This is a genomic window from Clostridium sp. BIOML-A1, assembly GCF_009874105.1.
Classification (GTDB): Bacteria; Bacillota; Clostridia; order Lachnospirales; family Lachnospiraceae; genus Coprococcus.
The window spans coordinates 84,646-110,930 of the sequence record NZ_WWTL01000003.1 but is presented as its reverse complement, the minus strand read 5'-3'; the positions used below and the strand labels follow the sequence as shown (position 1 = coordinate 110,930).

Annotated in this window: 32 protein-coding genes and 1 pseudogene; 7 read left to right on the top strand and 26 right to left on the bottom strand. The window is 51.5% G+C overall.

What is annotated here, in order from left to right:
* The first annotated feature begins 24 nt into the window (after positions 1 to 24).
* A complete protein-coding gene (locus GT641_RS03280; protein WP_006859270.1) occupies positions 25 to 846 on the top strand; it encodes a helix-turn-helix transcriptional regulator in 822 nt (273 codons plus the stop codon).
* A 44-nt stretch (positions 847 to 890) separates the two neighbouring features.
* On the opposite strand, the gene GT641_RS03275 is transcribed toward GT641_RS03280, so the two are convergent.
* From GT641_RS03275 to GT641_RS13330, 17 genes and pseudogenes are all read right to left on the bottom strand, one after another.
* Positions 891 to 1,316 (bottom strand): hypothetical protein, encoded by a 426-nt coding sequence (locus tag GT641_RS03275; protein ID WP_022261510.1) that lies wholly within the window; start codon positions 1,314 to 1,316, stop codon positions 891 to 893.
* 43 nt (positions 1,317 to 1,359) lie between these two features.
* Complete coding sequence (locus GT641_RS03270) at positions 1,360 to 1,887, bottom strand: hypothetical protein (RefSeq protein ID WP_007884079.1); 528 nt, start codon at positions 1,885 to 1,887, stop codon at positions 1,360 to 1,362.
* 221 nt (positions 1,888 to 2,108) lie between these two features.
* Positions 2,109 to 2,318: a helix-turn-helix transcriptional regulator gene (locus GT641_RS03265; protein ID WP_015514784.1), complete on the bottom strand. Its 210-nt coding sequence runs from the start codon at positions 2,316 to 2,318 to the stop codon at positions 2,109 to 2,111.
* A gap of 262 nt (positions 2,319 to 2,580) precedes the next feature.
* Positions 2,581 to 4,188, bottom strand: coding sequence for a recombinase family protein (locus GT641_RS03260; protein ID WP_161116806.1), 1,608 nt, complete (start codon positions 4,186 to 4,188; stop codon positions 2,581 to 2,583).
* 134 nt (positions 4,189 to 4,322) lie between these two features.
* Positions 4,323 to 4,514 (bottom strand): transposon-encoded TnpW family protein, encoded by a 192-nt coding sequence (locus tag GT641_RS03255; RefSeq protein ID WP_005946147.1) that lies wholly within the window; start codon positions 4,512 to 4,514, stop codon positions 4,323 to 4,325.
* Between the two features lie 12 nt (positions 4,515 to 4,526).
* Positions 4,527 to 5,366 carry an ATP-binding protein gene (locus tag GT641_RS03250; RefSeq protein WP_161116805.1) on the bottom strand — a complete coding sequence of 280 codons (840 nt, stop codon included), beginning with the start codon at positions 5,364 to 5,366 and terminating at the stop codon, positions 4,527 to 4,529.
* Positions 5,363 to 6,103: a phage replisome organizer N-terminal domain-containing protein gene (locus GT641_RS03245; protein WP_117568906.1), complete on the bottom strand. Its 741-nt coding sequence runs from the start codon at positions 6,101 to 6,103 to the stop codon at positions 5,363 to 5,365. Before GT641_RS03245 ends, GT641_RS03250 begins: the two co-directional genes overlap by 4 nt.
* Entirely contained in the window at positions 6,093 to 6,287 is a 195-nt protein-coding gene (locus tag GT641_RS13120; protein WP_006573562.1) for a hypothetical protein, read from the bottom strand. The genes GT641_RS03245 and GT641_RS13120 overlap by 11 nt, the downstream gene beginning before the upstream one ends.
* Positions 6,288 to 6,461: 174 nt before the next feature.
* Positions 6,462 to 8,081 carry a relaxase/mobilization nuclease domain-containing protein gene (locus tag GT641_RS03235; RefSeq protein ID WP_192919791.1) on the bottom strand — a complete coding sequence of 540 codons (1,620 nt, stop codon included), beginning with the start codon at positions 8,079 to 8,081 and terminating at the stop codon, positions 6,462 to 6,464.
* Positions 8,053 to 8,451 carry a plasmid mobilization relaxosome protein MobC gene (mobC, locus tag GT641_RS03230; RefSeq protein ID WP_192919790.1) on the bottom strand — a complete coding sequence of 133 codons (399 nt, stop codon included), beginning with the start codon at positions 8,449 to 8,451 and terminating at the stop codon, positions 8,053 to 8,055. Before mobC ends, GT641_RS03235 begins: the two co-directional genes overlap by 29 nt.
* A 440-nt stretch (positions 8,452 to 8,891) precedes the next feature.
* Positions 8,892 to 9,317: a hypothetical protein gene (locus GT641_RS03220; RefSeq protein WP_005921288.1), complete on the bottom strand. Its 426-nt coding sequence runs from the start codon at positions 9,315 to 9,317 to the stop codon at positions 8,892 to 8,894.
* A 42-nt stretch (positions 9,318 to 9,359) separates the two neighbouring features.
* Positions 9,360 to 9,557, bottom strand: coding sequence for a helix-turn-helix domain-containing protein (locus tag GT641_RS03215; protein WP_005921293.1), 198 nt, complete (start codon positions 9,555 to 9,557; stop codon positions 9,360 to 9,362).
* Entirely contained in the window at positions 9,535 to 10,035 is a 501-nt protein-coding gene (locus GT641_RS03210) for a sigma factor-like helix-turn-helix DNA-binding protein (protein WP_004853592.1), read from the bottom strand. Before GT641_RS03210 ends, GT641_RS03215 begins: the two co-directional genes overlap by 23 nt.
* A gap of 116 nt (positions 10,036 to 10,151) precedes the next feature.
* Positions 10,152 to 10,856, bottom strand: coding sequence for a zf-HC2 domain-containing protein (locus GT641_RS03205; RefSeq protein ID WP_005946129.1), 705 nt, complete (start codon positions 10,854 to 10,856; stop codon positions 10,152 to 10,154).
* Entirely contained in the window at positions 10,849 to 11,361 is a 513-nt protein-coding gene (locus GT641_RS03200) for an RNA polymerase sigma factor (protein ID WP_003533443.1), read from the bottom strand. Before GT641_RS03200 ends, GT641_RS03205 begins: the two co-directional genes overlap by 8 nt.
* A gap of 245 nt (positions 11,362 to 11,606) precedes the next feature.
* On the bottom strand, positions 11,607 to 11,867 hold the full coding sequence (locus tag GT641_RS03195; protein ID WP_008402226.1) for a Maff2 family mobile element protein: 261 nt from the start codon (positions 11,865 to 11,867) through the stop codon (positions 11,607 to 11,609).
* A gap of 282 nt (positions 11,868 to 12,149) precedes the next feature.
* Positions 12,150 to 12,329: pseudogene (locus GT641_RS13330) on the bottom strand (conjugal transfer protein TraG); the annotation flags it as partial.
* A gap of 141 nt (positions 12,330 to 12,470) precedes the next feature.
* On the opposite strand from GT641_RS13330, the gene GT641_RS03185 reads away from it, so the two are divergent.
* The 5 genes from GT641_RS03185 to GT641_RS03165 all read left to right on the top strand — a co-directional run bounded on the left by GT641_RS03185 (position 12,471) and on the right by GT641_RS03165 (position 17,678).
* Positions 12,471 to 12,653 (top strand): helix-turn-helix domain-containing protein, encoded by a 183-nt coding sequence (locus GT641_RS03185; protein WP_055219551.1) that lies wholly within the window; start codon positions 12,471 to 12,473, stop codon positions 12,651 to 12,653.
* Positions 12,650 to 13,315 (top strand): response regulator transcription factor, encoded by a 666-nt coding sequence (locus tag GT641_RS03180; protein WP_129873158.1) that lies wholly within the window; start codon positions 12,650 to 12,652, stop codon positions 13,313 to 13,315. The genes GT641_RS03185 and GT641_RS03180 overlap by 4 nt, the downstream gene beginning before the upstream one ends.
* Complete coding sequence (locus GT641_RS03175) at positions 13,312 to 14,226, top strand: HAMP domain-containing sensor histidine kinase (RefSeq protein ID WP_055219555.1); 915 nt, start codon at positions 13,312 to 13,314, stop codon at positions 14,224 to 14,226. Before GT641_RS03180 ends, GT641_RS03175 begins: the two co-directional genes overlap by 4 nt.
* Before the next feature lie 113 nt (positions 14,227 to 14,339).
* Positions 14,340 to 15,008, top strand: coding sequence for an ABC transporter ATP-binding protein (locus tag GT641_RS03170; protein WP_055219593.1), 669 nt, complete (start codon positions 14,340 to 14,342; stop codon positions 15,006 to 15,008).
* 12 nt (positions 15,009 to 15,020) lie between these two features.
* Positions 15,021 to 17,678 (top strand): ABC transporter permease, encoded by a 2,658-nt coding sequence (locus GT641_RS03165; protein WP_154265427.1) that lies wholly within the window; start codon positions 15,021 to 15,023, stop codon positions 17,676 to 17,678.
* A gap of 81 nt (positions 17,679 to 17,759) precedes the next feature.
* Here GT641_RS03165 and GT641_RS03160 read toward each other — a convergent pair whose 3' ends face one another.
* The 7 genes from GT641_RS03160 to GT641_RS03135 form a co-directional block, all read right to left on the bottom strand.
* On the bottom strand, positions 17,760 to 19,409 hold the full coding sequence (locus tag GT641_RS03160) for a recombinase family protein (RefSeq protein WP_129873162.1): 1,650 nt from the start codon (positions 19,407 to 19,409) through the stop codon (positions 17,760 to 17,762).
* A gap of 72 nt (positions 19,410 to 19,481) precedes the next feature.
* A complete protein-coding gene (locus GT641_RS12945; protein ID WP_173014769.1) occupies positions 19,482 to 19,649 on the bottom strand; it encodes a hypothetical protein in 168 nt (55 codons plus the stop codon).
* A 267-nt stretch (positions 19,650 to 19,916) separates the two neighbouring features.
* Positions 19,917 to 21,275 (bottom strand): virulence-associated E family protein, encoded by a 1,359-nt coding sequence (locus tag GT641_RS03155; protein ID WP_129873165.1) that lies wholly within the window; start codon positions 21,273 to 21,275, stop codon positions 19,917 to 19,919.
* Positions 21,235 to 21,921, bottom strand: coding sequence for a CHC2 zinc finger domain-containing protein (locus tag GT641_RS03150; RefSeq protein ID WP_129873167.1), 687 nt, complete (start codon positions 21,919 to 21,921; stop codon positions 21,235 to 21,237). Before GT641_RS03150 ends, GT641_RS03155 begins: the two co-directional genes overlap by 41 nt.
* A gap of 15 nt (positions 21,922 to 21,936) precedes the next feature.
* Positions 21,937 to 23,181: a serine/arginine repetitive matrix protein 2 gene (locus GT641_RS03145; RefSeq protein ID WP_129873169.1), complete on the bottom strand. Its 1,245-nt coding sequence runs from the start codon at positions 23,179 to 23,181 to the stop codon at positions 21,937 to 21,939.
* A gap of 473 nt (positions 23,182 to 23,654) precedes the next feature.
* On the bottom strand, positions 23,655 to 23,960 hold the full coding sequence (locus GT641_RS03140) for a hypothetical protein (protein ID WP_015544885.1): 306 nt from the start codon (positions 23,958 to 23,960) through the stop codon (positions 23,655 to 23,657).
* Positions 23,944 to 24,237 (bottom strand): hypothetical protein, encoded by a 294-nt coding sequence (locus GT641_RS03135; protein ID WP_055221216.1) that lies wholly within the window; start codon positions 24,235 to 24,237, stop codon positions 23,944 to 23,946. The genes GT641_RS03140 and GT641_RS03135 overlap by 17 nt, the downstream gene beginning before the upstream one ends.
* A 362-nt stretch (positions 24,238 to 24,599) precedes the next feature.
* Between GT641_RS03135 and GT641_RS03130 the strand changes: the two genes are divergently transcribed.
* Positions 24,600 to 25,448, top strand: coding sequence for a helix-turn-helix transcriptional regulator (locus tag GT641_RS03130; RefSeq protein ID WP_129873171.1), 849 nt, complete (start codon positions 24,600 to 24,602; stop codon positions 25,446 to 25,448).
* A 121-nt stretch (positions 25,449 to 25,569) separates the two neighbouring features.
* Here GT641_RS03130 and GT641_RS03125 read toward each other — a convergent pair whose 3' ends face one another.
* Together GT641_RS03125 and GT641_RS03120 are read right to left on the bottom strand one after the other, a co-directional pair.
* The gene (locus GT641_RS03125) at positions 25,570 to 25,851 is read right to left on the bottom strand and encodes a DUF6809 family protein (RefSeq protein WP_129873173.1); all 282 of its coding nucleotides are present in this window, start codon (positions 25,849 to 25,851) and stop codon (positions 25,570 to 25,572) included.
* 13 nt (positions 25,852 to 25,864) lie between these two features.
* Entirely contained in the window at positions 25,865 to 26,242 is a 378-nt protein-coding gene (locus GT641_RS03120; RefSeq protein WP_129873175.1) for a TnpV protein, read from the bottom strand.
* Positions 26,243 to 26,285: the final 43 nt, after the last annotated feature.

The window sequence follows — 26,285 nt, the reverse complement described above, 5'->3', positions numbered from 1 at the left end:
GCCGCAGGAAGGAGCGATGTGTTTATGAAAACCCGCATTTCCGTACAGGAACGCCTGAAAGATTTACGGGTGGAACGGGGCTTGAATCTGGAAGAACTGGCACAGGAAACCGGCATTTCAAAATCAGCCCTCGGCAGTTATGAAAACGACAACGACGAATACAAGGAAATTAACCACGGCAGCCTGTTGAAGCTGGCAGACTTCTATCAGGTGTCGGTTGACTATCTGCTCGGCCTTACCAATAATCGGAGATATGAAAACACCCCGATAGAAGAATTACATTTGAGTGATGAAGTCGTGGAACTGCTGAAAAGTGAACGCTTCAATAACCGGCTGCTGTGTGAGATTATCTCCCATGAAAAATTTAAGGAATTGCTGGCAGACGCAGAAATCTATGTGGACGGGATAGCAACCATGCACTTCCATGACACAAACAGCTCACTGGCTGCTTTACGGGCTATGGTACTGGAAGAACACCCCGAAGCTGCGGCAGACCGGGCAATCAAAGTGTTGGAAGCCTGTCAGATAGAGGAAGAAGATTTTTTCTGCCATGTGACGCACAAAACATGGGACGTCATTCTCCATGATATACGCAAGGCGCACGAAAATGACAGCGAAAGTGCGCCGGATACCACGCCTGCCGATGAACTTATACGGGAAGTACAAAAGGCCATGCAATCTCCGGGGGACAGGGTTCAGCAATTCACGGAGATATTCTGCAAGGCGTTCCGGCTCAAATACAAGCGGCTCTCACAAGAGGAACGAAGCCTTTTGAAAAAGCTGTTCAAGAAATCCCCGCTGATAAAACAGTCTGGTATGAACTTCCGGCGCAGGCCGTGGAAATAAAAACAGCCGTTGTAGGATTTTGTTCCTACAGCGGCTGTTTTTATTTATGAATCTTCTCCAACAAAAGACAGGATATTTTCATCAGTTTGTAATGTAATTGTTGCGCTTTCTGAATCATCAGAATAAACTCTTGTTCCATATACGCCTGTAACAGGCTCCTCTAAATTTTCAAAAGTTAATCCGAGTTTCGAAGAAGAATTGTCAATCTTTTCAAGCGAATATGTACCTGTCCATTCTTGTTTATGAGTGTTATCTGTTAAGATAAAACTTTTTTCTTCAAAACTCAATGTCAAATCCAATACTGGTATGTCATCATGCACTGAACCTGAGAATAACATATTACCATCTAAATCAGTAATAAATTCTAAAGACCAGTTATATGATGATACCGACCGAGTTTGGGAAGAATCACACGAACATAAGCCTACACACATAAAAAAACATACGCATATTGCCAATAACCGTTTCATTTTACCTATTACCAACCTTAATTCACAACTGTTTTGCATTTAATTAGGGAAGTGTCACAGGGTAAGAAATAGCGAAAGCTCCACCGCCTGCCAAGGCATTATTAGCGGTAGCAACACCAGAAACAGAAACCGTTCCCTTATCTCCGCTATTACCTGTTCTTCCAGTATCCACATCAGTTTCGATTGTTTCTTCACCGTCGGCTAATTCTGCAAATGCCGTATTGGTGGATTTTTTGTTCATAAGCACATTAACTGTACCAGTCATACCAGTGAACTCCGGTTTTGGAGATTCATACCACGGTACATACAACTTCACATGAACTTGAATCCCATCATCCTCATCATAAGTTGCATAAGAGTTAATACGAACATTAGCGACTGCTCTTTTGGTGACACCATCGGAAATCATAACATCGGTTAAGTATCCGTCATATTCTCCAATGACTACCGGCTGTTGAGTATCCGTTATTTCCGTTGTTGTTTCCGCTGCAAAAGCAGGAACCGCACTCACAGAAAAAAGCATACAAAACGCTACCAACGAGGTAAACAATCTTTTACTAAATTTTTTCATAAACAATGCTCCTTTCTAAAATGACCAGAACCTACATTTTTTGTATTCAGTTATTGGCAATATGCTACTAACCTGCAAGCACACTCTCAAATCATAAAATGTTTCAAATGTACTTGTTTTATTTTATGATAGCACTTATTTACATTGGGTACAATAGAAAATATACACCATTAAAATTTAATTTTTTGTGCAAATCGAATCAAATATAAAATTATATCGCTTTAGATATTGTCCTGTTCTAATTTAATCACATTCATAATACCACAATTCAAGGCTTCACAAATGCGAACCAGCGTTTCCATGCTGATATTCTTTCCCTTGCCCATGTTGGCAATCATATTTGTGGTAAGACCGGCGGCAAGCCGCAAATCCTCTTTCCTCATGCCACGCTCTTTCAGTGTGTTCCATAGTGGCTGATAACTAATGTGCATAGGCTTCCCGCCTTTCTTTCCATCGTCAAGTGTTTTATACCCATTATAGCAGAAATCTTGCGTTTCCACAATATTTCTTGACTACACCGCCGGTTCCGTCTGGATTGTGCTTTTCCTTTCTCCGCTTTTATTACATCTAATTAGCCATGAGCTGCTTCATGCCCTGTGACTTTGCTTATGTGTGATAAAGAAGTAATAGAAGTGTAAAAAATTTTGCCTTTCCTATCCGATACTTGTCTTTGGTATCGGATAGGAAAGGCGGTCATTCGGGCAAGTCCACCTTGCCGACGAAAGAATAGTAAATCTCAATATCCTGTCTGCGTGTGCCGTTTTCATCGTAGCTGCACTCATGCACAACGATTTTCTCTACAAACTCACGTAAGAGGGTGTGGGTCAGTTCTTCAAAGTTCATGTGCTTGCGGACAATGTTCATAAACTTTTCTGCGTTTACGGTAGCTTCCTGTGCTTTGGAAAGCTCCGCCTGTATTCTGGCAACACGCTCTTTCAATTCCTGCTGTTCGGCTTCATAGTCTGCCGAAAGCTCCGTGAAACGCTCGTCAGAAATGCGACCGCTTACGCTGTCCTCATACAGCCGCTTGAAAATAGCGGAAAGTTCACCGATACGCTTTTCGGCAGCTTCCAGTTCCTTTTTCTTGGCGGCGTTCCGGCGTTTGCCGCCGTCCTCGTTCTGCTCGATCAGCAGCTTCATAAACCGGGCTTCATGCTTTGCCGCATAGCTCGTCACTTTCCGTAGATTGGAGAGAACGCCCGCAGTCAAAAGGTCGGTGCGGATAAAATGTGCGGTGCAGTCATGGGTGCGCTTTTTGTAGTTCCCGCAGATATAGCAGTCCTGTTTCCGCTTATCGGTCTGGTAACGCTGCTGATACATGACGCTGCCGCAGTCCGCGCAAAAGAGCATACCAGAGAACAAGCCCACTTCATCATAGCGGTTCGGACGCTTGCGCTGTTTGCGTAATTCCTGCACACGCTCCCATGTCTGGGTGTCGATGATAGGCTCATGGTGGTTCTCGAAAATTGCCTGTTTCTCAATGGGATTTTCTATGCTGTGCTTGGTCTTGTAGGACGGTTTCTCCGTCTTGAAGTTCACCAAACAGCCCATGTACTCCCGGTTTTCAAGGATATGCACCACGGTATTTGTCGCCCATTTGCACTCATAGCCGGGGTGATAGCGGCGTGTGCTGCCCGTCCTGCGGTATTCCAGCGTTCCCGGCGTTGGGATTTCCTGCTCGGTCAGCATACGGGCTATCTTGGTCGGACCGTTCCCGGCAAGGCACAGACGGTATATCTGCTTGACCACGGGTGCGGCTTCCTCGTCAATGATGAAGTTTTCGTCCTCGTCCATGAGGTAGCCGTACACGGGTTTGCTCGTAACAGGCTTGCCGCTCATGCCTTTTGACCGTTTTACAGCTTTGATTTTCTTACTCGTATCTCTTACCAGCCATTCGTTGAAAATGTTCCGCAGAGGGGCAAAATCATTGTCGCCCTGTGCGCTGTCTACTCCATCGTTGATGGCGATAAAGCGGACGCCTTTTTGTGGGAAAATCATCTCGGTATACATTCCCACCTGCAGGTAGTTTCGCCCTAACCGTGACATATCCTTTACGATAACGGTAGCCACTTTCCCAGCTTCAATGTCCGCAAGCATGGATTGAAAGCCCGGTCTTTGGAAGTTCGCACCAGAATAGCCATCGTCCGTGTACCAGCGCAGATTGGAAAAGCCGTTCTGCTTTGCGTAGGTTTCAAGGATACGCTTCTGGTTGAAAATGGAATTACTTTCGCCTTGCAGCTCGTCCTCATGGGATAGTCTTGGATAAAGGGCAGTGATTTTCTGGGTGATCTGTCTTAACATAAAATCCTCCGTTTCCGACAGCCAGCCCCACTATTCCGTATTTCGATTATACCACATGGGGCGGCTGTCTGTATAGCGGCTTCTGCTTCTTTACCGCCCGGTAAAATGACGATTTTTCTGTGCGGCTTGTAGCGTTAGGGCGAAAGCTGGGCTTTGTGTCCTGCGGCGGCTTCTGCCTCCAGCACTTTCATCATCTTATCGGCTGCTGTGTCGGTGGTATCTTTTTTGAAAAAGCCGGAAACGACAAGGACGGTGTTGCCCATGCGGATCTCTGTCACGCAGTCCGGGCGGCGTTCCGGGGTGGTGTTCTGCTTGTTCTCTGCCATAGGCAACTCCTTTCATTTCATCAATTCTTTTAGTCTGTTCAGCTTGGCTTGCGCCGTTTCACGGCGGAAGTTCTCTCCCGTAAAGAGGATAGGGGCGCACATTTCCAAAAGGCGGTCATAAATCCGGGCATGGGCGGTGTCCAGCGGATTTTGCAGGCTGTCCAATGTCAGATTGGTGGTAACGATTAAGGGCTTGCGGCTGCGGTAGCGGCTGTCAATCACATTGTAGACCTGTTCTAAACCGTACTCTGTGCCGCGCTCCATTCCAAAATCATCAATGATAAGCAGAGGAAAACGGCAAAGACGCTCGATATACTCGTTGCGCCCCTCAAAGCTGGCGGTCAGGTCATTCAAAATCGCAGAGAAGTTCGTCATGCGGACAGCGACTTCCTGCTCCATGAGGGCATTAGCGATACACCCGGCAAAATAGCTTTTTCCTGTGCCGACCTTGCCCCATAGCAGATAGCCGATATTTTCCTCGCGCATGATTTCCCAATGCTCCACATAGAAGTGTGCAATCTCCATTTGCGGGCATTTCCCGTTGTCGTTGGCGAAAGTCCATTCCTGCATGGTAGGATTGGTAAATCCCCGGCGTTTCAAGTCCTCCACGGTGTCAAGGTGCTTTCTGCGCTGTTCGGCGGCTTCACGCTCCAAACGCTGGGCTTTCTGGCAGTCACATTCTGCCGGGTGGCGGTCACGCCCAAACAGGGCGGCTTGCTTTTCCAGGAAGTAGGCTTCTTTCGGAGTGTGACACTTGCCGCAGTAAAGCAGTCCGTCCTCGCCCGTGTAGTCCTCCGGCTGTGGGGTAACAGCCGCCATATTCAAAACTCGTTCTGTAAACAGATTACTCATAAGCTCTCGCCCTCCTTGCAGGTGTATTCGGGTATGCCCTTTTTCGGGGCAGCCTTTGCGGTATCGTCTGCCGCCCATCTGCGGATAGTGGCGGCGTGGTTTTTATATTTCTTGCCCGTGGACGCGATATAGCCGGAAAGCCGCTCAATGTAGTACGCCCATTTTTCGGGCAGCTCCGCTTGCAGTTCGGAAAGCTCCGTATCAGTCAGAAATACATTCTCATATCTGCCATAGCTGCGGGCGAGGGCTTGTCCCTTTAACTCTCCCTCTTTTTCTAACTCTATATCTATCTCTTTCTTTATCTCTATCTCTGGTGGACGAATGTCGGACAAATGTCCGCCATTTGTCCGCGGCGGCAAAAGTGCCTTATTTTCAAGCCTTGCGGCGCGTTTCCGTTCCGCTTCGGTAGAGGATTGACCGATCATCAGCTCGATGTCGGTCATATAAAGCAGCCCGCAGTCAAGCTGCTCCACAAGCCCTAACTGCTGGAAGATGGCTAATGCCCGTTCCACCGTCCCGATTTGGTGACGGGTCAGCGTGGCTATCATCTGGGCGGTATAGGGGATATGCTCGTCAAGCTGCAATCTGCCGCCATTTTTCAGCGATTTTAAGTACAGCTTCAAGAGGATATTGGAATACAAAATCCCGTCTTTCATGTCCTCCAACAGCACAATGGAATCGCTGTCGAAGAAGTTTTCTTTCAGTTTGAGGTAGTAATATTTGCGGTTATCTGCCATTGGCGGTGTCCTCCCTGTGTTTCCATCTCTTAGAGAAATACCGGGGGCAGAGGACGATAATCGCCCGGAAGCTCTGCTTGCAGCCGTGTGTGCAGCCCCGGCAAAGGTCATTGTAGGTAATACGGTTTCGGTGGTTGAGGAAAAAGCTCCATTCCAACCGCCGCTTTTTGCTCATGCGTGGCATTTCTCGCTCCTTTCTGCCGTTTCCGCTGGTATAAGCGGATAGGTCGGTAAAAATGTAGTTTCTCGGTGTCATTTTCGGGGATTTCCTGCGCTGTGCGCCCCGTTTCAAAGGTGGGCAGTATTGCGGATAGGGTGCAGGGCATATCCCCGTTTTGGTATCGTTTCGGGGCGGTTTTTAACGCTCATGTTCGTGCTTTTTCTCTCTGTCTTTCTCGCCTTGCAGGATTTGAGAAAGATTGCTTTTCACGGTATGCAGCTCCTTGACACGGGCTTTTTTCTCCCGGTATTCGTTGTAATGGGCGTTCTTTTCGGCGGTAAGCTGCTCGATTTCCGCTTGCAGGGCTTTATGGCTTGGCAGCTTGGAAACGCCATGCGCCCGAAAATAACGGGTGGCTGCGTCCGCTATGATAAAATCGCTTTCGTGCCGTTCCCGGTAGGCGCTGCGGGCTTTTTCCGTTTTCTGCGCTTTCAGACCGTCACGGGCAGGCTTGGTCTTGGCATAGGCAAGCACCTGTGTCTGAAGTTCCTTTTTCTCCCGGATAGCAGCGTCCAGGGCTTTCAGCTTGGCGGTGCTGTCCTGTAAATCCGCATTGGCGGATACAAGGGCTGCGTCCAGCTCCTCCGGCGAATAGCCGTACTGCCCGTAGGCGGCAACGGTAGCCGCCATTTGTTTCAGATTGTGGACTGCCGCCCAGCGGTCATAGCCCGCGCCCTTTCCCTCCGCTCGCTTCGCTGCCCGGTCAACCATGCGCTGAATACCGTCCTTTTCCGGGGTGGTTTGGACAGCTTTTTTGCCCTGCAAACGCTCCCTTATGTTGCGGGGGTATTCGGGTACGGTTGCGGTCTGCTCGGCGGCTCTGTGGGCGTTCTGTTCCAAAAGGGCAAGAACGGCAGCGCGGTCAAAATCATCTCCCAGCTTGCGGGCGGTAATGGGCTTTGTCCTGTCCGGCGTGAGGTAGGATAGCCGCCCTCGGCTCTCCTTGACCGTCACGCCCTGTTGCAAGAGAACGGCGGCGAACTCGCCATAGCTTGCGGCAGAGGACAGCGCGGTGCGTATGGCCTGCCGCAATTTTTCCTTGTCCGTTTCAAACTTCGTGGGCTTGGCTGGCTGCTCCTCGGCTGGCAAGGCGGCAGCTTCCTTGTCCAGCTTTGCCTGCCCTTTCCGCTGCGCCCAATACTCACGCTCGGTAATGCGGCTTTTGCTGCCATGCAAAAGGTCGATTTGATAGAGATTTTCCCGGTGGCACAGCTCCATGACTTCGGCTTTGAAGTATTCCATCGCCGCGTCTGTGCAGCGGTGTTTGCACCCGGCGCGGGTGTCTGCCGGTCTGTCCATATAGGGCAAGAATGGAACTTCGGCTATCCGCAGAGAATTGATAACGATATGCACATGGATATTGCCGCTGTGGTTGTGTCCGTCCGGGTGGGTGCAGACAATGGCTTGGTGTCCAGGAAACTGCTTCCGGCAAAATTCCTCGCCCAACGCCTGCGCCCGGTCTACGGTCAAACCGTTGTCCACCGCGTCCCGTGGGTCAAAGCTGATAATGTAGTGGTGGCTTTTTACATCTTCCCGCTTCTGGTTCTTCCCATAGCGGAGATTGGAGCGCATACAGGCAACGGCAAAATCCTCGTCGCCGCAGTTCAGCGTGGCTATTCGATAGTCCTCCCTGAGCATGAGCCGCCCGTTTTCATCAAGGGTGGGCTTCATGGTAAACTCGTCATGTTCAAAGGTGAGGTACTGCTCGGCTGCGCCATAGTCCGCATTTTTAGAGCTGATATGTTTGAATGTTGCCAACAGCGTCACCTACCTTTCGCAGGACTTCAAACTTCAAGGCAGCAAGGTCAGAAATGGCGGCGCGGACTTCAACGGACAGGGCGTTGTATGGTGTGCCGTACTCGTTGAGGGCGCGGGCAATCTGATTGAGGTTGCCACCGATTTTTCCATATTCGGCGGTCAGCCTGCCAACGGCGGACAACAGTTCATCATTGGCCGGGGAAACGGTAACGATGGGGCGAATGGTCGCCCGTGTAATGGCTTGCCGGATAAATTCGGCTTGGCTCATGTCATAGTGTTTCAGCCGCTCGGTAAAGTCGGCGTATTCTTCCTCGGTCATGCGGGTTTTGACCACATGGCAGCGGTGGGGCGTGTTGTATTTTTTCTTCAAGCGTTGACCTCCTTTCTCGCCCGACAGGGCGCATGAGCAGGGTTTGGGGAAGGCACTCCCCAACAAGATTTACCAAAGGGGGCAAAACCGCAGATATGCGGATTTTGGCACCGTGGTAGAATCTTGCTCTAAAAAACTACCGCTTTCCTCGGCGGCTCTGGTTTGCGGATATACTGGCTTGCTCCACCAATATAGCGATTGCGGCGGCGTGTTCTGCCCGCTGTTCACCACTACAACGGTGAAAAGGGGTCGTTTTGGCAAACGCAGCGGAAATTTTTTTGTTTTCCCTGTCTGCTCCCTACAACAATCCGGCGGTGTGGTTTGCCAAAGATTTTTGAAAATGGGCGCAAAAAAAGCAGTAAACCTTTTCAAGATTTACTGCTTATCTACCGCTGTGATGGGCGGCGGTATTAAATTGTCAGCCGTTTTTCAAATGGAATTTATCTGCAATCGCTTTCTTTCCGCTTTCCAATTCCTTTTCTGTAATCTTCCATAATCCTAACGCAATGATCTGCTATCTTTTGCATTCCGAGTTCTTCAAAAAAGGCAATTTGTATTTTCATCAGTTCTTCACAAACAGTCAACTTCTGCTCATCCATATTGCTAATAGCAAGCCATGGGAACGCTTTATATTTCTTAGTGTCCCCAATGAGAAAATTGTACCCTATCAACTCATTTTCACGGAAAACGAAATAGAATTGTGGGCCTGAACCTGGAACTGACTTTTCCATAATTTGCTGCATTGTTCTCACGCCGCCGTATGCCGGAAAAAAACCTATTCGCTCAAGAGCATTTAATATGTCAATCCTTTTATCTGTGGGTATGTCTCTATAATTGATAATCTGTTCCATTTGCTCTACCCTCATTGAAGTTTAATTTGTCAGGCTCTAATTATACAACTTTTCTGTTTAGCGGTCAAAGCGGAACTTCAACAGGCTTTCTATCAGTTGCCTGACGATATGCTCCTGCATATCCGTGTTAATCTGTCCGTCCATTTTCGCACAAGAGCGGACATATCCCGCATAATGGGATAGGACGGCGGCAACAGCTTCCGGGTCGCCCTCGCTTGCCTTAACGATTGTCTCATAGGGAAGTAGCTGGCTCATAGGACAAACCCTCCAACTCTGCCCGTAGCCGCCGTAAAATCATCTGAATACGCCGCCCGGTTGTGTTGCCAGCCCGTCCATATCTCCGTCCAATCTCCCTATGCGTCAATCGTTGGAAGTAGTACAAGAAAATGATTTCCTGTTCCATCTGTGATAGTGCGGACAGGGCTGCGGCAAGCTCTGGACTTTCCAAAAGCACCATCTGACCACAGACGAAAAGCGGATAGCTGGTCATGCCGGATTGCTCCGCAAAGTATTTATCTGTGGTACTGAATGGATAGTGTTTTTCTTCTATCAGATATTCAAGCGAGATTTCCCGCTTGCGGCGGCTCCGTATGCTCCGGGCTGCGTCTATGGCAGCGTGGCGAATAACAGTCTTGCAAAAGGCATCGTGTGTATGCCGGATATGTTCTTGATACTTTTCGTGTTCGGTCATGGAAAATCCCCCTTTCTGAATAATGGCAGAGGGCGGCAGCATCTTGTGCTGTCGCCCTCTTGATTACTGAACAGCAAAGACGGGCGGGGCTGTCAACGGCGGCGCATTTGCGCCGTTCATCTTGACCGTTGACAGGCTCGGCTGGGTTTGCTATCTGCTCACGGCAATTCACTCTCATTGATAGGAATTGCCTCAAGTTCCGTATTCAAATTGTTCCAATAAGAGCCGATATCCGCACTTGTGAAATACTTAAAACCGCCTGCTGCTGACTTCAATTCGCCGTTTTTAACCCCATAGCAGGCGTAAATCAAATCGTAGCTTGTTCCATCTGAGAGGTTAAATCTAAAGCTGGTCACATCTGCTCCGGCAGTTTCCTCAGTCGTTTTGTCTTTTAGGGATAAGCCCTTGAACTTATCATACAGGGTCTTTATATCATTTTCAGCAACAACTACTTTCTTTTCTGCTGATGCAGGCACTCCGTCATAGTGGTACATTTCAACGTTTTCGACATCTTCAACCTCAAATGGGAAGTCGATTTTGACAGGCTCATAAGCAATGTTTATAGGTAACAGAAAGAGAGCTGTAAAAATTGCAATGATACAAAGAGCGATGGAAACGAGAACAGCAATCGTTATCTTTTTTCTGCCTCTCTGCTTTTCTTTTGCCTCATGGCGCATAATAACGCTTTCGCTTTCTTCGTGAAGAACATCTTCGCTCGTGTGAGAAAGCAATTTCTGATAAATTGCGTTACAGTCAGCACAGGCGTTCAAATGCTCTTTTACCATCTCTGCGCTTGCTTCGCTGCAAGCACCGTCAACATACAGCGGAAGAATATCTCGAACAATATCGCATTGTTTACTCATGCTTTTCATCCATCCTTTCTTGAATTTTTAGCTTTGCACGATGATAAGTAACTCTCGCCCATGATTCTGTTTTTCCAAAAATTGCAGCGATTTGTGAAAAAGATAGTTCCCCGAATACGCGAAGCTGAAAGACTTCTTTGTATGGTTCTTCCAAACGGTGAAGAACGAGGTGTATGCGGAACGCCATGTCAGAATCTGCAACTGAGTTCTCAACATTTTCATTTGATGGCAAGTCATTGATTTCACTCACATCAGCTACTCGCTGACGGCTTCGCATTTCATCATGGTAAAGGTTTTTTGCTATGGAGCAGAGCCATGTCAATTCATCTGACTTACCTTTGAATTGTGATGTTGTAGAAACAGCCTTATAGAATGTGTTCTGCGTGATTTCCTCTGCTATCTCACGATTTTTGGCAAGAGAAATAGTATACGAGTATACCTGTAAATAGTAGGCTTTATAGAGCTTTTCATAGTCCATACTTGTCATCACCTCCTTCAGCTTCATAGGTTAGACGGAGAAATCGGAATTTCGTTACAAAGAAGTTTGAAATTTTTATACCTTTACGCTACTCTTGCTTTGTGCGGACTATTGGTAGACGCGCATTAACGGCAAGTAAAGAGATTGCTGTGTCAGCTTGATATGTTCAAATGCTAATTAAGTATAGCATACAGCTATGAATTTTTCTATTGCGTTCCCCTGACTTCGGAATAGTGGCAGGGCTGGCTATCCTTGTTTTGCTTTGTGCTTCTCTACCGTACATGAGCATTTGCACCCGGGTTATCATTACCATAACCTTCAAGCAGATTTACAACGCCAAGAACTGCAAGACCACCGCCTACTGCAATGATAACGACCTTGAGTGCTGATACACCGCTTGTAAGGAACGATGTATAGTCAAGCAGGATAAGCAGGTTTGCAAGCAGCTTGTGTGAAGCAAAAAATGACGCAACACTTGAAAGTAAGTTAGAGCCTGACATGGCAGTCATGGCATAATTCATAAGTAAATTCATAATAAATAATCTCCTTTTAATCTCTTATTTTTCGACCCTCCGTGATATAATAAGAGCGGTCTATTGTGGTGATAGATCAGGAGCAGCGGCAAATACACACATGAAGGATTCTCCCCTCATTTATTCTTTTTACTGTAAAGCCGCTGCTTCGTTTTGCTCTGCTTTCTTCATCATCCCGGCTTCCTCTATGGCAAAGTTCACCAGATCATCCGGATACTTCACTCCGGTAAGGTCAAGTTCTATGAACTTATCCTTCTTGGAAAACTTCGGTCTGCCATATTCGGAAACATATTTCTCAATATCAAATTGATTTTTCTTGTCAAAATCCGAAAGCTCTTTGTACATCTCGTGTGCGGTTATATCAACCTTATCTGAAAAGAACGGTCTTACTCCACGCACCTGCAATATACATTTGCCGCCATCCATAAGAGCCAGGCGGTCTTGGCTCATAAGCTCTTTGCCACAATGTCAAGTGATGAATTAAAAAAAGCTATCAAAGAAATCCTTCTTCGATAGCAGCGTATTCAACATCTATTCACATTTCCTGCCTTGCGTTCTTCGAGCTAATGAAATATAATGAAAGAAATTGTCGGAGGTATGAGCATGGACTACATGACACTCAAAGAGGCAAGCGAAAAATGGGGCGTTTCGTCCCGTCAAGTCAACTATTACTGCGTCGAGGGGCGTATTCCCGGCGCTGTGAAAATGGCCGGTGTTTGGCTGCTTCCTAAAGATGCTGTAAAGCCGGTCGATGGCAGAACAAAGGAAGGGAGAGCACAGAAGTGAGTCGAATTTTGCTTTTAGAAGACGATGAAGCGCTGGGGCGTGGTATTTGTATGGCACTTGAAACACCAAACTGTACCGTCACACATTGCAGCACACGTCTCCAGGCAATCAAGATTTTGCAGGGCGTAGTTTTTGATTTATTGATTTTGGATATTAACCTGCCAGACGGCAGTGGGCTGGAACTGTTGCGAACACTGCGACAGAATGGCACCTCCACACCTGCTATTTTGCTTACGGCTAATGATTTGGAACTGGATGAAGTTACCGGTCTGGAAGCTGGGGCAGATGATTATATTACCAAGCCTTTCTCCTTGGCAGTGCTCCGGGCCAGAGTAAATGCCCAACTGCGGCGCTCTGTCCCGGTAAAGCAGGAACGGATCGAATTGAACGGTTTCATCCTCGACTTCACACGGATGGAGTTTTCCAAAGAAGGGACAATCATCGACCTTTCCAAGACAGAACAGCGCCTGTTGCGCCTGCTGGTGGAGAACCGGGGCCGCACGTTACCAAGAGAATTGCTGCTTGAAAAGGTGTGGGACGGCGGCGAGTTTGTGGATGAAAATGCCTTATCTGTGGCGGTGCGGCGCCTGCGCGGGAAGCTCGGGAATGCCCCGATCAGAACTGTGTACGGGGTTGGTTACACTTGGGAGGTAAGCAAATGACAGCTTTGACCTGGGTGTTGCTGGCTTTCGCTGTCATTGGGCTTCTATTTGGGCTCTGGCAGTGGACGGCCCGGCGCAGAACCGTTCAGCGGCTGGATAATATGTTGGAACAGTCTATTTCCAGTGGTTTTACCGAGGAACATTTTGATGAAACAGAACTGTCTGCGCTGGAGACAAAATTTGCTCGCTTCCTGCGCGGCTCTGCTCATACGCAAAAAACGATGAAAACCGAACAGGAAGCGGTGAAAACACTGATCTCCGATATTTCCCATCAGACGCGCACACCCATCGCAAATTTACTTGTATACGCTTCGCTTTTGACGGAAAGCGATCTGTCGCCGCGTCAGCGGGAACAAGTCCAGGCGCTGCTAACACAGGGGGAGAAACTGTCATTTCTGATTCAGACTCTGGTTAAGGCTTCGAGATTGGAAACAGGTATTGTGGTTCCAACTCCCACACTGGGTCCTGTGGCTCCTTTATTAGAGGCGACTGTCGAACAGGAAAGACCTGCGGCGGAAAAAAAGAAAATCACCTTGCAGAACCTTCCGTTTGTAGGCGACGCCTCCTTTGACCCGCGCTGGACAAGCGAAGCCCTTGGCAATGTTGTAAACAACGCGGTAAAGTACACACCCGCTGGCGGAAGGGTTACCGTATCTGCACAGATGCTCGAAACCTTTTGCCGGGTGGACGTGACGGATACGGGCCCCGGTATTCCAGAAGAAGAACAGGGCGGGATTTTTAACCGCTTCTATCGTGGTACGTTAACGCACTCGGCGGAGGGGCTTGGCCTGGGACTTTACCTGGCACGGGAAATTCTGTCCCTTCAGGGCGGTTATATCAAAGTATCCTCCAAACCAGGAAACGGAAGCACTTTCTCACTGTATTTGCCTCGTGCGTTGAATCGGATATGAAGAACAGGAAATCTTTCAACTCTGTTAGATTTGAGAAAGGCTCAGGAAAGAATTATGTGGTAAAGTCTGTATTGTCAAAAGGCAATGCAGACTTTTTTGTGGAGGTATACAAGATGACGATTTTAGAAACCAAAAACTTAAAGAAATATTACGGAAAAGGAGATACGCAGGTAAAAGCACTGGATGGTGTCAATCTCAGCGTGGAGGACGGGGAGTTCGTAGCCATCGTGGGCACCAGCGGCTCCGGCAAGTCCACCCTGCTCCACATGCTGGGGGGCCTGGACCGGCCCACTTCCGGCTCCGTCACCGTGGACGGGAAGAACATCTTCTCCCTGAAGGATGAGGCACTCACAATTTTTCGCCGCCGAAAAATTGGTTTTGTATTTCAAAGTTTTAACCTGGTGCCGGTGCTGACGGTGCGGGAAAACATCGTTTTGCCCATCCAGTTGGATGGTGGTAAAGTAGATGAGCGCTATGTAGGTGAGGTAGTCACCGCCTTGGGGCTGGAAAAGAAGTTGAACAGCCTGCCGGGGCAGCTTTCCGGCGGCCAGCAGCAGCGGGTGGCTATCGCCCGTGCCTTGGCGACCAAACCGGCCATTCTCCTGGCCGACGAACCGACCGGAAACTTGGACAGCCGTACCAGCCAAGATGTACTGAGCCTGATGAAGGTGACGGGCCGGAAATTTTCCCAAACGATGGTCATGATTACACACAACGAAGAAATTGCCCAACTCTCTGACCGAATTGTCCGCATTGAGGATGGGCGGATTGTGACACAGTAAGGGGGGAGAGCCATGAAAGTTTCAAATCGAAAATGTGTTCGCCATTTGGCGTGGAAAAGCCTGCTGGCAAGCCGCACGCGCAATCTGATTGCCATTGTGGCTATCGCCCTGACAACGATGCTGTTTACTTCTCTATTCACCATCGCCTTGTCCATCAACGATGGGTTTCAGCAATCCAATTTTCGACAGGTGGGCGGCTTCTCCCACGGCGGATTTAAGTACATGACCCAGGCGCAGTTTGATGAACTGAAGGATGATCCTCTCATCGGCCAGTGGGGCGAACGGAGATACCTGGGTATGCCTAGGGAGGCGCCTTTCAATAAAGCTCATGTGGAGGTGAGCTTTGCCGACGCCAACGAGGCCCACTGGATGTACTGTGACCCGGTGGAAGGCTCTTTGCCGCAGGAGGGCACCGACCAGGCTGCTACCGACACCCATGTACTGGAACTGCTGGGCATAAAGCCGGAGATCGGGGCCGAGTTTACCCTCACTTTTGACGTAGATGGACACGAAACCACTCAAACCTTCACCCTCTGTGGCTGGTGGGAATACGATGAGGCCATTGTGGCGAACCATGTCCTGATTCCCGAAAGCCGGGTGAACGAAATCCTGGCGGAAGTGGGCGTAGATCCTGACAGCCCTGATGACGGCATGACAGGCCGGTGGAATTTGGACGTGATGCTGAAAAGCGACTCCCGACATATCGAGCGGGATTTGAACCAAATTTTGGAAAACCACGGCTACCAGAGCGAGACCGCTGGGGACAATTACATTGATACCGGCGTCAACTGGGGCTACACCGGGGCCCGGATGTCCGACATTGTGGACCCCATGACGGTCATGGCCATTGCCGGGGTAATCCTGCTTATCGTTTTCACCGGGTATCTCATCATCTACAATGTGTTCCAGATCTCGGTGGCCGGGGATATCCGGTTCTATGGCCTTCTGAAAACCATCGGCACCACCCCCCGGCAACTGCGGCGGATCATCCGTCTGCAAGCCCTGACCCTCTCTGCTGTTGGTATCCCCATCGGGCTGGTGATCGGCTGGCTGATCGGCGGGCAGCTAACCCCGGTGATTGTGGCCCGGCTCAACGGGATTATGCCAATGACCTCTGTAAGCCCCTGGATCTTTGTCGTTTCCGCGGCCTTCGCACTGCTGACGGTGCTGATCTCCTGCCGGCAGCCGGGACGGATGGCGGCCAGGGTCTCCCCGGTGGAGGCAGTGCGCTACACCGAAGGCAGCAGCGAAAAGACCCGTGTTAAGGGCCGGAAGGCCCGAAAGGTCAGTCCCTTCACGATGGCCTGGGCCAACCTGGGCCGCAGCAAGGGAAAGACCGTGGTGACGGTGCTGTCGCTGTCACTGGCGGTGGTGCTGCTTACTGTGACGGTGAACTTTGCCGGTGGCTTTGATATGGACAAGTATGTGTCCAATTTCACCGCCAGCGATTTCATTGTGGCCAATGCTGGAAAATTCCAGACCAGCACCCTGTTCAGTGCGGAACAGGCCGTGCCCCAGTCCGTCATTGATGACATCGACGCCCAGGGCGGCATCACCGACAGCGGCGTGGTGTACGACCAGACCTCTCCTGTGCTGGAGTACGTCACCGAAGACTGGTTCCGGCAGAACAAGCAGAACTTCTACACCCCGGAGGAGATGGACAACCTGATACGCCTGACTGATAAGAACGAGGCGGGCCTGCTGGCCGACGGGGTTCAGATCTCCGGTATGAGCGATTTTGCCCTGGACCACCTGACGGTGCTGGAGGGAGATTTGTCCGCCCTCTACGAGCCGGGCAGCCGGGCTATCGCCGCCGTATACTCAGAGGACGATTATGGAAACGCAGACATGGCCTCCCACTGGGCCCGGTTGGGGGACACCGTCACCCTCCGCTATGTGGAGGAGAGCGAGTATTACGACCCAGACACCGGCGAGGTCTGGGCTTCCCTGGAGGATGTGCCGGACGGGGCCAACTGGGTGGAGCGGCCGGTGAAGTACCGGGACGTTGACTACACCGTGGCGGCCCTGGTGACGGTGCCCTTCGCCCTCAGCTACCGCTACTATGGTAGCGATGAGTTCATCCTGAACGACGAGACCTTTGTCCAGGACACCGGCACGTCGGATGTGATGTACTACGCCTTCGACACCACCGACGAGACCAACGCCGCCATGGAGTCCTTCCTGGCGGATTACACTGAGAACGTCAACCCGGAGCTGGACTACGAGAGCAAGGCCACCTATGCTGGGGAATTTGAGAGTATGCGCTCCATGTTCCTGCTGCTGGGCGGTGCGCTCAGTTTCATCGTTGGGTTGGTCGGTGTGCTGAACTTCTTCAATGCCATCCTGACTGGCATCATTGCACGTCAGAGGGAACTGGCGGTGCTCCAGGCCGTGGGCATGACCGGACGGCAACTGCGCGCTATGCTGATCTGGGAAGGATTGCTGTACGCTCTGGGGGCGGCAGGGCTGGCTCTGATTTTGACGCTGACGTTGGGCCCGATTGCCTTCCAGGCGGTGGAAGGACTATTCTGGTTTTTTACCTACCATCTGAACCTCACGCCCTTCCTGTTCATCATCCCTCTCTTTGCCTTGCTTGGGGCTGGTATTCCTGTTATCACCGGCCATGAGATGGCAAAACGCACCGTAGTGGAACGGTTGCGGATGGAGTAAACCCAATCAATATAATGCTGCCGGACGACGGCAAAATAAAAGCCCCATCCCTCAATGGTTGTGAGAGATGGGGCAAACTATTTACGCTGCAATCTCCGGGATTTCCCCGACAAAGTTATACACGATCCTGACTTCCTGCACCTTCTGGCCGTCCACCTTCTTAACCTCGCCGATCAGGATTTTACTGATAAGCCGGTTCAGCACTGCCTCATCCAGTTCCTCGATGGTGGCATAGCGCCGGATTTCCTTGATGAAGGTGCGGACTTCACTCTCCTGGGTATCCGCCCGGCTCTGCATCATTGCCAGGTCATGCAGGCGCTTCTGGTTGGATTCCTGCTCTTGTTCCAGCGCCGCCGTCAGCTTCACAAACCGCTGCTCGGTCAGGATGCCTTTTGCCTTATCGGTATACAGGCTCAGAAACATCCTGTCAATTTCCTGATTCCGGGCTTCCAGCCGCTGGCGTTCTTTCTCCGTCTGAGAAGCGTCCACCAGATACCGGCGCTCCATTCGGCGGCTGAGCCGCTGGTAGAACGCATCGGCGTCCTTCATGGCCTGCGCCGCCAGTTCCTGTATATCCTTCAGCACCAGATTGTACAAACCCCTTGCCTCGATTTTGTGGCTGGAGCAGACCTTGCAGCCCATGCGGTTGTAAGTCTGGCAGATATAGTACGCCTTGTCAATCGGTTCCCGCATCTTGCCGGTGAAGCGGTTCTTTCCGGTTCGGCCCACCTTCTCATACCGCACCTGCATGGACTTCCCGCAGGTGGCACAGTAGACAAGGCCGTGGAACAGGTTGTAGAAGGGGCAGGAATTACCCTGAATGGTCGGCCTGCGGTCAATCAGTTCCTGCACCTGTTCCCATTCCTCCGGCGTCACAATCGCCTCATGGCAGCCCTCAATCACTTCCCACTGGTCACGGGGGATAATGTCATAGGTGTTGGAGCGGATGCCCTTCTGGTGCGTCCGAAAGACCAGATGTGCGCCTTTATAGAAGGGATTCCGCAGGATATGGCTGATTCTCGCCCCGCCCCAGGAATAATAGTTGGCGTCAAACTCCGTGTTGGCCTTGACATGGGTGATGGGGATTTTTTCTTCCATCAGCCGTTTGGAAATCCTCATGCAGCCCAGCCCGTCCAAGGCATAGTCATAGATTTTGCGGATGATCGGCGCTGTCTCCGGGTCAATAATGAGATGCCCTTTGTCCTCTGGGTCACGCATCAGGCCGAAGGGCGGCGTCCCTCCGCAGAATTTTCCCTGCCGGGAGCGGGTGGTAATGCCCGCCAGCACCTTTTTGGAAATATCCCGGCTGTACATATCGTTCAGGATATTCTTAAAAGGCGTAATGTCCATCTCCTGACGGGTCAGGCTGTCCACGCCGTCCGTGATGGCGATATAGCGCACATTGTGTTTGGGGAAAAAGATTTCGATATAGCTGCCAGCTTCGATATAATTCCTGCCGAGTCTGGATAGGTCTTTGGTGACCACGCAGCCGATTTTCCCCGCCTCAATGTCAGCGATCATGCGCTGGAACGAGGGACGATTGAAGTTGCGGCCCGTATAGCCGTCATCCACATAATACTCATACTGGAACATCCCATGCTTTTCTGCGAAATCCCGGAGCATGAGTTTCTGGTTGCTGATGCTCATACTCTCATTGTCGCCGCCGTCATCCAGAGAGATTCGGCAGTAGAGAGCGGTGATTTTCTCATAGACTTGTTTTTTCCTGCTCATAGCGTTCTCCTTCTATGAACAGGGACACGATACCATTATAGTACCATGTCCCTGTCCCTGAATCAACCGTTTTTACGCAGCTTTTTCTGCCATTTCCCGCTGATGCCGCCATTCCTCGAAGTGTTCGCAGGTCTGGCGCTCAATGAGCTGCTCAAAGACTTCCCGCATGGACTTCTCCCCGGAGAACTCCCGCACCACCACAAAACGGACTTTATTCTTCTGATTTTTGCTTTTTTCCATAGGCTACCTCCATAGAGAGACAGGCCGGACGGCAGCACCGGCAACGAAGTCCGGCAACGAACCTCTGAAAACCTGTAAACTACCGTCTGGCCTGTAAATCTTACTTTGTGAATTTTCTTGAAAAATCTCGTTGCTTTCGTTGCCGGAGATAAAGATAATGATTAAAATATCCCTTATTTACTGGTTTTTCCCGCATCCAGACAGGGAAATCCCCGGCAACGAACCCGGCAACCAAGCGGCAACCATCCCGGCAACTGACCGCCATTTTCAGGCGATCCACTCCTTCGGAAGTTCCAACTGGAGGCATTCTTCCTCGCTCAGTTCCACAAATCCATCTTCGTTGCCGGGCAGTTCGTTGCCGGAAACGTCCCGTTCCCAGCCCTTCTGCCTGCCATATCCGGCAAACATCCTCGGATTGGAGAACGGCTTCCAGCCCGTCACCACCGTGTTCATGATCTCGTTGATATTGTGAAGCTGCCACCGCTTCGGCTCGTCATAGGTGTGGCCCAGCGCCTCCTTGAAAAGCTGTTTGGAGCAGACCATGCTGCCGGTGTAGTGTTCCAGAAAGCCCTGTATCTGCCCGGCCTCCGTGTCCTCCGGCATGAAATCCTTCTGCACCTCCACAAGCTGCCGCTGGATGGACTTGTTGAATTTCATGGAATAGTGGCCGCTGCGGTAAATCGTCATGGCCTCCGCCCAGACCTGCAACAGGTAGGCTCTGGAAGCGTCCTCGTCCTCCAAAATGTGAACCTCCGCATTCTCCGGGTAAATCATGATGGGAAGGAAACGCCGGTTCCCGGCCCGGTCAAGGGGCAGGAAGTCCAGCGTGTTGGAAGAACCGCCGAACACACACTGCCGCAGCCGGTCTTTGGGCTGGGCCTCATAGGGTGTGCGGTAAGTTTCCTTCTGGCGGCTGATAAATGAACGGATTTCCTCAATGCTTTTGGCGCTGCTGGTAGCCAGCATCTCCGACATCTCGATGATCCAGTGTCCTTGCAGCTTCAAAAACACCCTGTCATCGTCCAGCTTTTTCAGGTCATCGGAGAACCACTCGTCCCGGATCGCCAGCAGGCGGAAGAAGCTGGACTTGCCAGCCCCTTGTCCGCCCACCAGACAGAGCATTTCCTCGTATTTGGAGCCGGGGGAAAACACCCGCCGGATGGCCCCCAGCAGGAAGTGCTTCAGCATTTCCTCCACATAGTCGCTGACTTCTGCACCTAAGAAGTGATGGAGACAGGAGCGGATGCGGGGCGTCCCGTCCCACACAAGGCCGTTTAATACATCCTGTATGGGATGGTAGCAGTTCTCATTCGCCACGATGGACAGGGCCGCCGTCATTTTCTTCTCGCTGGTCAGGCCGTAGTTCTGCTCAAAATAGAGAAGTAGATACTTCACATCCGTATCCGTCAGGGCGCTGGTGTTCCTGCGCCAGCCCAAATTCCGCACGATGTCTACCCGGTCAGTCAGGAGGTTCAGCCGTATGGCGTCCCGCAGCAGCGGGTCATGGCAGAACACCGTCCGGCAGTTGCCGATGGTGTTGGCGGGCTGGCCCTTCTCCGTGACAGAGAGGCTTTCCCGCACTTCGTCAACGCTCTGTTCCGGCGCTAAGGCTTCGGCTGCGCTCATGGCGGCCTGCCGGGTGGCTGGCGGTAAACTCTGATATTCGCTGCTCAATCTTCCTCACCTCTTTTCCGTATTCAGCGACCACGCAGGCCCGTTCCTCCATACCGCCGGACAGCAGAATATCCAACAGATACTCCGTATACGGTTTCTTTTGCAGTGCCTCCACAAACAGCGGGTTCCATGCTTCCTCCGGCGTATGCGGGGCATATTCCTTCTCCCAGCGTTCCAGCAGGTGCAGGTAATCGCACAGCACCCGGAAACATTTCTGCTCCGCCTGCCGGTAGCGCAGTTCTTCGCTGATTTTCCGTTTGACCGGCCTCCTGCGGGGCGGGTCATGGCCTTTGGCGTCAAAGCTGACCGAGAAATCTTCCGCCAGCTTCAAGGCCGCCTCTTTTTTGTTCAGCCCGAACAGACGGGCGGTAAAATCAATCACATCCCCGTCCGCCTGACAGCCGAAGCAGTGGAACCGGCGGTCAACCTTCATGCTGGGATGTTTGTCATCATGGAAGGGACAGCAGACCATGCCGTTCCTGCCGACCTGTATCCCGTAAAACTCCGCAGCCTGCCTTGTGGGGACAGCCTGCTTCACCGCTTCAAACACATTCGATTTTCTCACCTCCAGACAAAGAAAAAGGCACCCGGTTTCCACAGAAAATCAGATGCCTCATAACTCCATATCGTGTTTCTTTTTCGGGGCGATCCGCCCCTCCCGTTCCCAACGCTCCCGGTTATCCCGGTCTGCGTTGATCTTTGCCTTTGCCAGCATATCCATAATGGATTCTTTGGCTTTCTTTTTGACCTGCTCCTTTCCGGCCTGCTTGACCTCCGGCTGCATCAGCGTCCGCTGGATTTTCGCCAGAGCAGTCTGCATGACATTTTTAATCTTGTTAATGACCCCATCCAGACGGGCGGCGGCGTACTCACGCTCCTTCTTTGGAGCCTTGCGCTCCGGCGAAAGCACCCATTTTTTCGATTCCTCCACCAGACGAATATCTTCCTTGTGCGTCTCCTGCCTGACGGTATCAGTCACGACCTCCACCGCCTTGTCATAGGCCGCATCGGAAACATCATCTAACAGTGTCTCCACGTCCTCAATTTTGAGCGTCAGTTCTTCCAGCTTCTGCTCCTGCGCCGCCAGTTGCTCCTTCTGTTTCATCAGGATATAATCCTGCTTTTCCAGATACTCCCTCCCACCGTAGGACGGCTCCTGATCCAGATGCAGCCCATGCCGTCTGGCGATGTCAAACAGGAGCGTCCGGCAGACCGCATCAAAGGTCTGCTTGCGGTTGTTGTTCCGGCCTTTGGGCTTCTCCGGGTTTGGGAGAGGGATGCCCAGTTCTTCCAGCGCCTTTTCCTGCTGGGGGCACAGCTCCCCGTAGCGGTTCTCACAGTCAAAGACGTGCCGCTCATGGATGTGGGGCGTCCCCTCGTCCAGATGGAGCGCCCAGTCTAAGATGTGGATATGGGAACCGAAGCGGCGCTCAAATTCCTCATAAAATTCATTGACGATGGAAAAGAGCGTATCCGGCGGGACGGATTCTCCCATCGTGCCGATCTGGTAGATGCTTTCCTCCGGGCAGGTCTTGTTGTTTTTCAGCAAGTCCTCCACGCTGCGGTTGCGCTCCGTGTGCCGGGTTTTCTCATTCCGGGCGTTCTGGGCCTCCACATGGCCGCCGTAATGCTCATAGTAGTACATCCGCTCAATTTCCTCAAAGCTGAAATCCGACTGCTCCGGGTTCTCCCGGAACTCATGGGTGGTAAAGCCCCGGTAGCAGTCCCAGTAGACATTTTGCCTTGCCCGTTCTGCGTCAATGTGTTCGCTGTTCTCCACATCAAACCGGCGGTCATTGTGGCGGGGATTATAGGTGCCATGCTTGCCGGAGCGTCCATTGTGTCGTGTCAGTTTCAAACAGATTTCCTCCTTCCTGCGAAGATGCTGCGGGGCCGGGAAGGGGCGGCGAAGCCGCAAATCCTGCGAATTTTGCGTCAGGTAATACCCAGTACGAGTTGACGCAGGCATCAACTCTCCCTGGGCAAGGCGTTTCACCCTTGACCCGATGGGGCGGCTGCCCTCAACCCGCCAAGGCACTTCGTCCTTGACCCGATAATGGCTGCCGCCCTTAACCCGCCAATGGGCGTTGCCCCTTGACCCCAGCAGTGCGCTGCCGCCCCTGCACCCCGGCACAAAGGGCTGGCTGCCCTCTGTACTCCCGCACCGGCGAAGCTGGCTTCCACCGCAGGAGCGGCGTTTGCCAGTTTCACCGGCTCCGTATCCGCACATTTGCGCCCATAGGCGGGGAGTGGATACGGAATACGCCTGCGGGGATTGCCAGTCAAAACAGCGGGTGCAGACCCGGCATTTTGACCGTAATCGCCCCGATTTCAAGCGATTTTTTCTTCCGCTCCCACCACCTGAAAGCCATGCTCCTTTGCGTACTCCCTTGCGGCGGCTTTCCGTTCCTCGCTGTACGGCGGCACCAGCCGGATCGACAGCCGGGACTTGTCCAGCACATAGGTCACGCTGCCCTCCGGCGTGCTGCGCTCCAACCGGCACAGCAGCGGGTATTTCCGGCTGAAATCAGCCAGCCTGCGCTTCAAGCTGGCGTTGAAGGTGTAGATGCTGGCAAGGTTCTCCGCCTCGTTCCAGTTGATGATAGTTTCTTTCTCATACTTAGACAGCTTCCTCATACAGATCCTCCTCATAATCAGTGTAAGATTTCAGCACACGCAGGCTGCGCTTGAGACGGCGGTACTCGTCCATCTCCATCCGCAGATGGTGGTAAAAATCCTCGTACCAGCTTTCGCCCACCTCCGTCTCCACCTTCCGGGCCAGCCCCAGCATCCGGCGTTTGGCCTCCGGGTCAACCGTCAGGGCCGTCAGCCATTTCAGCCGTGTCACCGTATTGTGGTGGCTGGGACAGCCGTAAGCGTAGAGAATCTTCTTTTCTTTCATACTCAGTGTCATAATGATTTCCTCCATTTCTTTGCTGCGGAGCCATACGCCCCGCATGATAAACTTGTTTCCTGTCCGCCGGTCTGCCTGCAAGCCGCTCCTGCCCGGAATTTCTCCCGGCGTATCGGCCTCTTTGGTGCGCTCGATTTCTGTCCTGGCGTCACTTCCCCGGAGGCCATACCCCTTGCAGCCGGTCATTCGATTTTCAAGGTTCTGTGCCTGTCTGCAAGAACCAGTTTACCGAAAAAAGAGGCCCTTTCCCGTATATCCAAAACGTCGGAAAAACGCTTGAAATCCGCATATTTCCACGCTTATGGAATCGTGCTATAATGGGTGTAATCACTGAAAAACGATAACGAGAGAGGGGGCTTTGGATGTACGCAAAGCTGACAATCCCGGAGCGGCTCAAAGACCTGCGGGTGGTGGACAAGCACCTGACGCTGGAACAACTGGCGGAGCAGACCGGCCTGTCTAAATCCGCGCTGGGAAAATACGAAACCGATGACTACAAGGACATCAGCCCGTTTGCGATTGCAACGCTGGCGGACTTTTACGGTGTGTCCACCGACTATCTGATGGGGCTGACGGAAAATAAAAATCACCCAAACACAGAACTTCAATCTCTGCATCTGAGTGATGATATGGTGGAACTTTTGAGCAGCGGCAAAATCAACAACCGGCTTCTCTGCGAACTGGCTACCCACCCGAATTTCCGGCGGCTGATGATAGATATGGAAATCTGTATCGACCAGATCGCCAATATGCGGGTGGAGCAGATGAATCTGGTGTTGGAGGCCACCCGGCAGACCGTCATGAGCAAATATGCGCCCGGAGAAGATGACCTCTATATGCGGACGCTGGAACTGGGGCAGGTGCAGGAAAGCGATTTTTACAGCCACGTCATGCACGATGATCTGGACAGCATCGTCCGGGACATCCGGGAGGCACACCGCAAGGACAAGACTACCGCCGACCCGCAGCCCACGCTGGATGATGTGAAGGAAAAATTTGAGCAGGCCATAGGACAGGGCAGCGATACAGAAATGCTGATCCACGAGTTCTGCGATAAGTTGCAGATACCCTTTGAGAAGATTTCCTCGGAGGACTTCTCGGCATTCCTGCGGATACTGAGCCTGTCCAAGCAGCTCAAAAGCCCCAACAATATGAGAGGAAAGGCCAGCCCCATCCCGCCCAACCGCAAGGCCAGACGTAAGCGGAAGTAAAATTTCCATATCCGGGAGCGGCAAAAAAGCCATCCGCCGGTTGATTGGCAAATGGCTTTTATGAAGCAGTATTCTGTTGTGGTGGTTGTTCCCAGTTTGGGAACAGCCACTATTGAAGATGCTATTCTTTGTTTTTCTGCGACATCTGCGCATGGGCTTCCTGCTGGACAAGCAGCCCCGCCGAAAAGCCGTATTTGAAGTGGCTTTCGTTTTCCTCACATTGAGCGATTGCCACCTGCTCCCGCAGTTCTTCAACCAGTGCATAGTCCTCTTTGCTCAGACGCTCAGATAAAGTGTCCATCAGGGCGGCACTGGCTTTGACTGCCTGCTTGAACCTCGATGAATCAGCGACCACCGTTTCACAGGGATAAAATCTGCCGTTATACATTTCTTCCAGAATCATGCGCCCACCTCCCTCAGACAAAAATCATCTCAGACAGGATGATTTCCTCTGCCCGGCTGCGGATGCTGTTCATGCCCCCGACCCACGCAAGCTGGTCACGGGCTTTCAGTTCCTCGGTGACACCCTCTGCCTCCTGCATCTGCGAGACAATACACGCCAGCCGGTCAGCGGCCTGTTCGTTCAGGTCAGCAAGATATGTCCAGAGTTTTTCCGACAGAAGCAGTGCATTGTACTGGCCGGGCCGGTGTTCTTGCAGAAACGCCTTGTGCATCCGGCCCCACCGCCCAATGGGGCGGCTTTCCTCCGGCAGCTCCAGATCGGGGATGTAGTAGTCTCCCACCAGCGTGTAGCTGATGCCGTTTTGATGGATTTTCTTTGGTAAATGCTCCATATTCGACCTCCTGTATTCAGTTTTTTCAGAATCCAGTTGATCG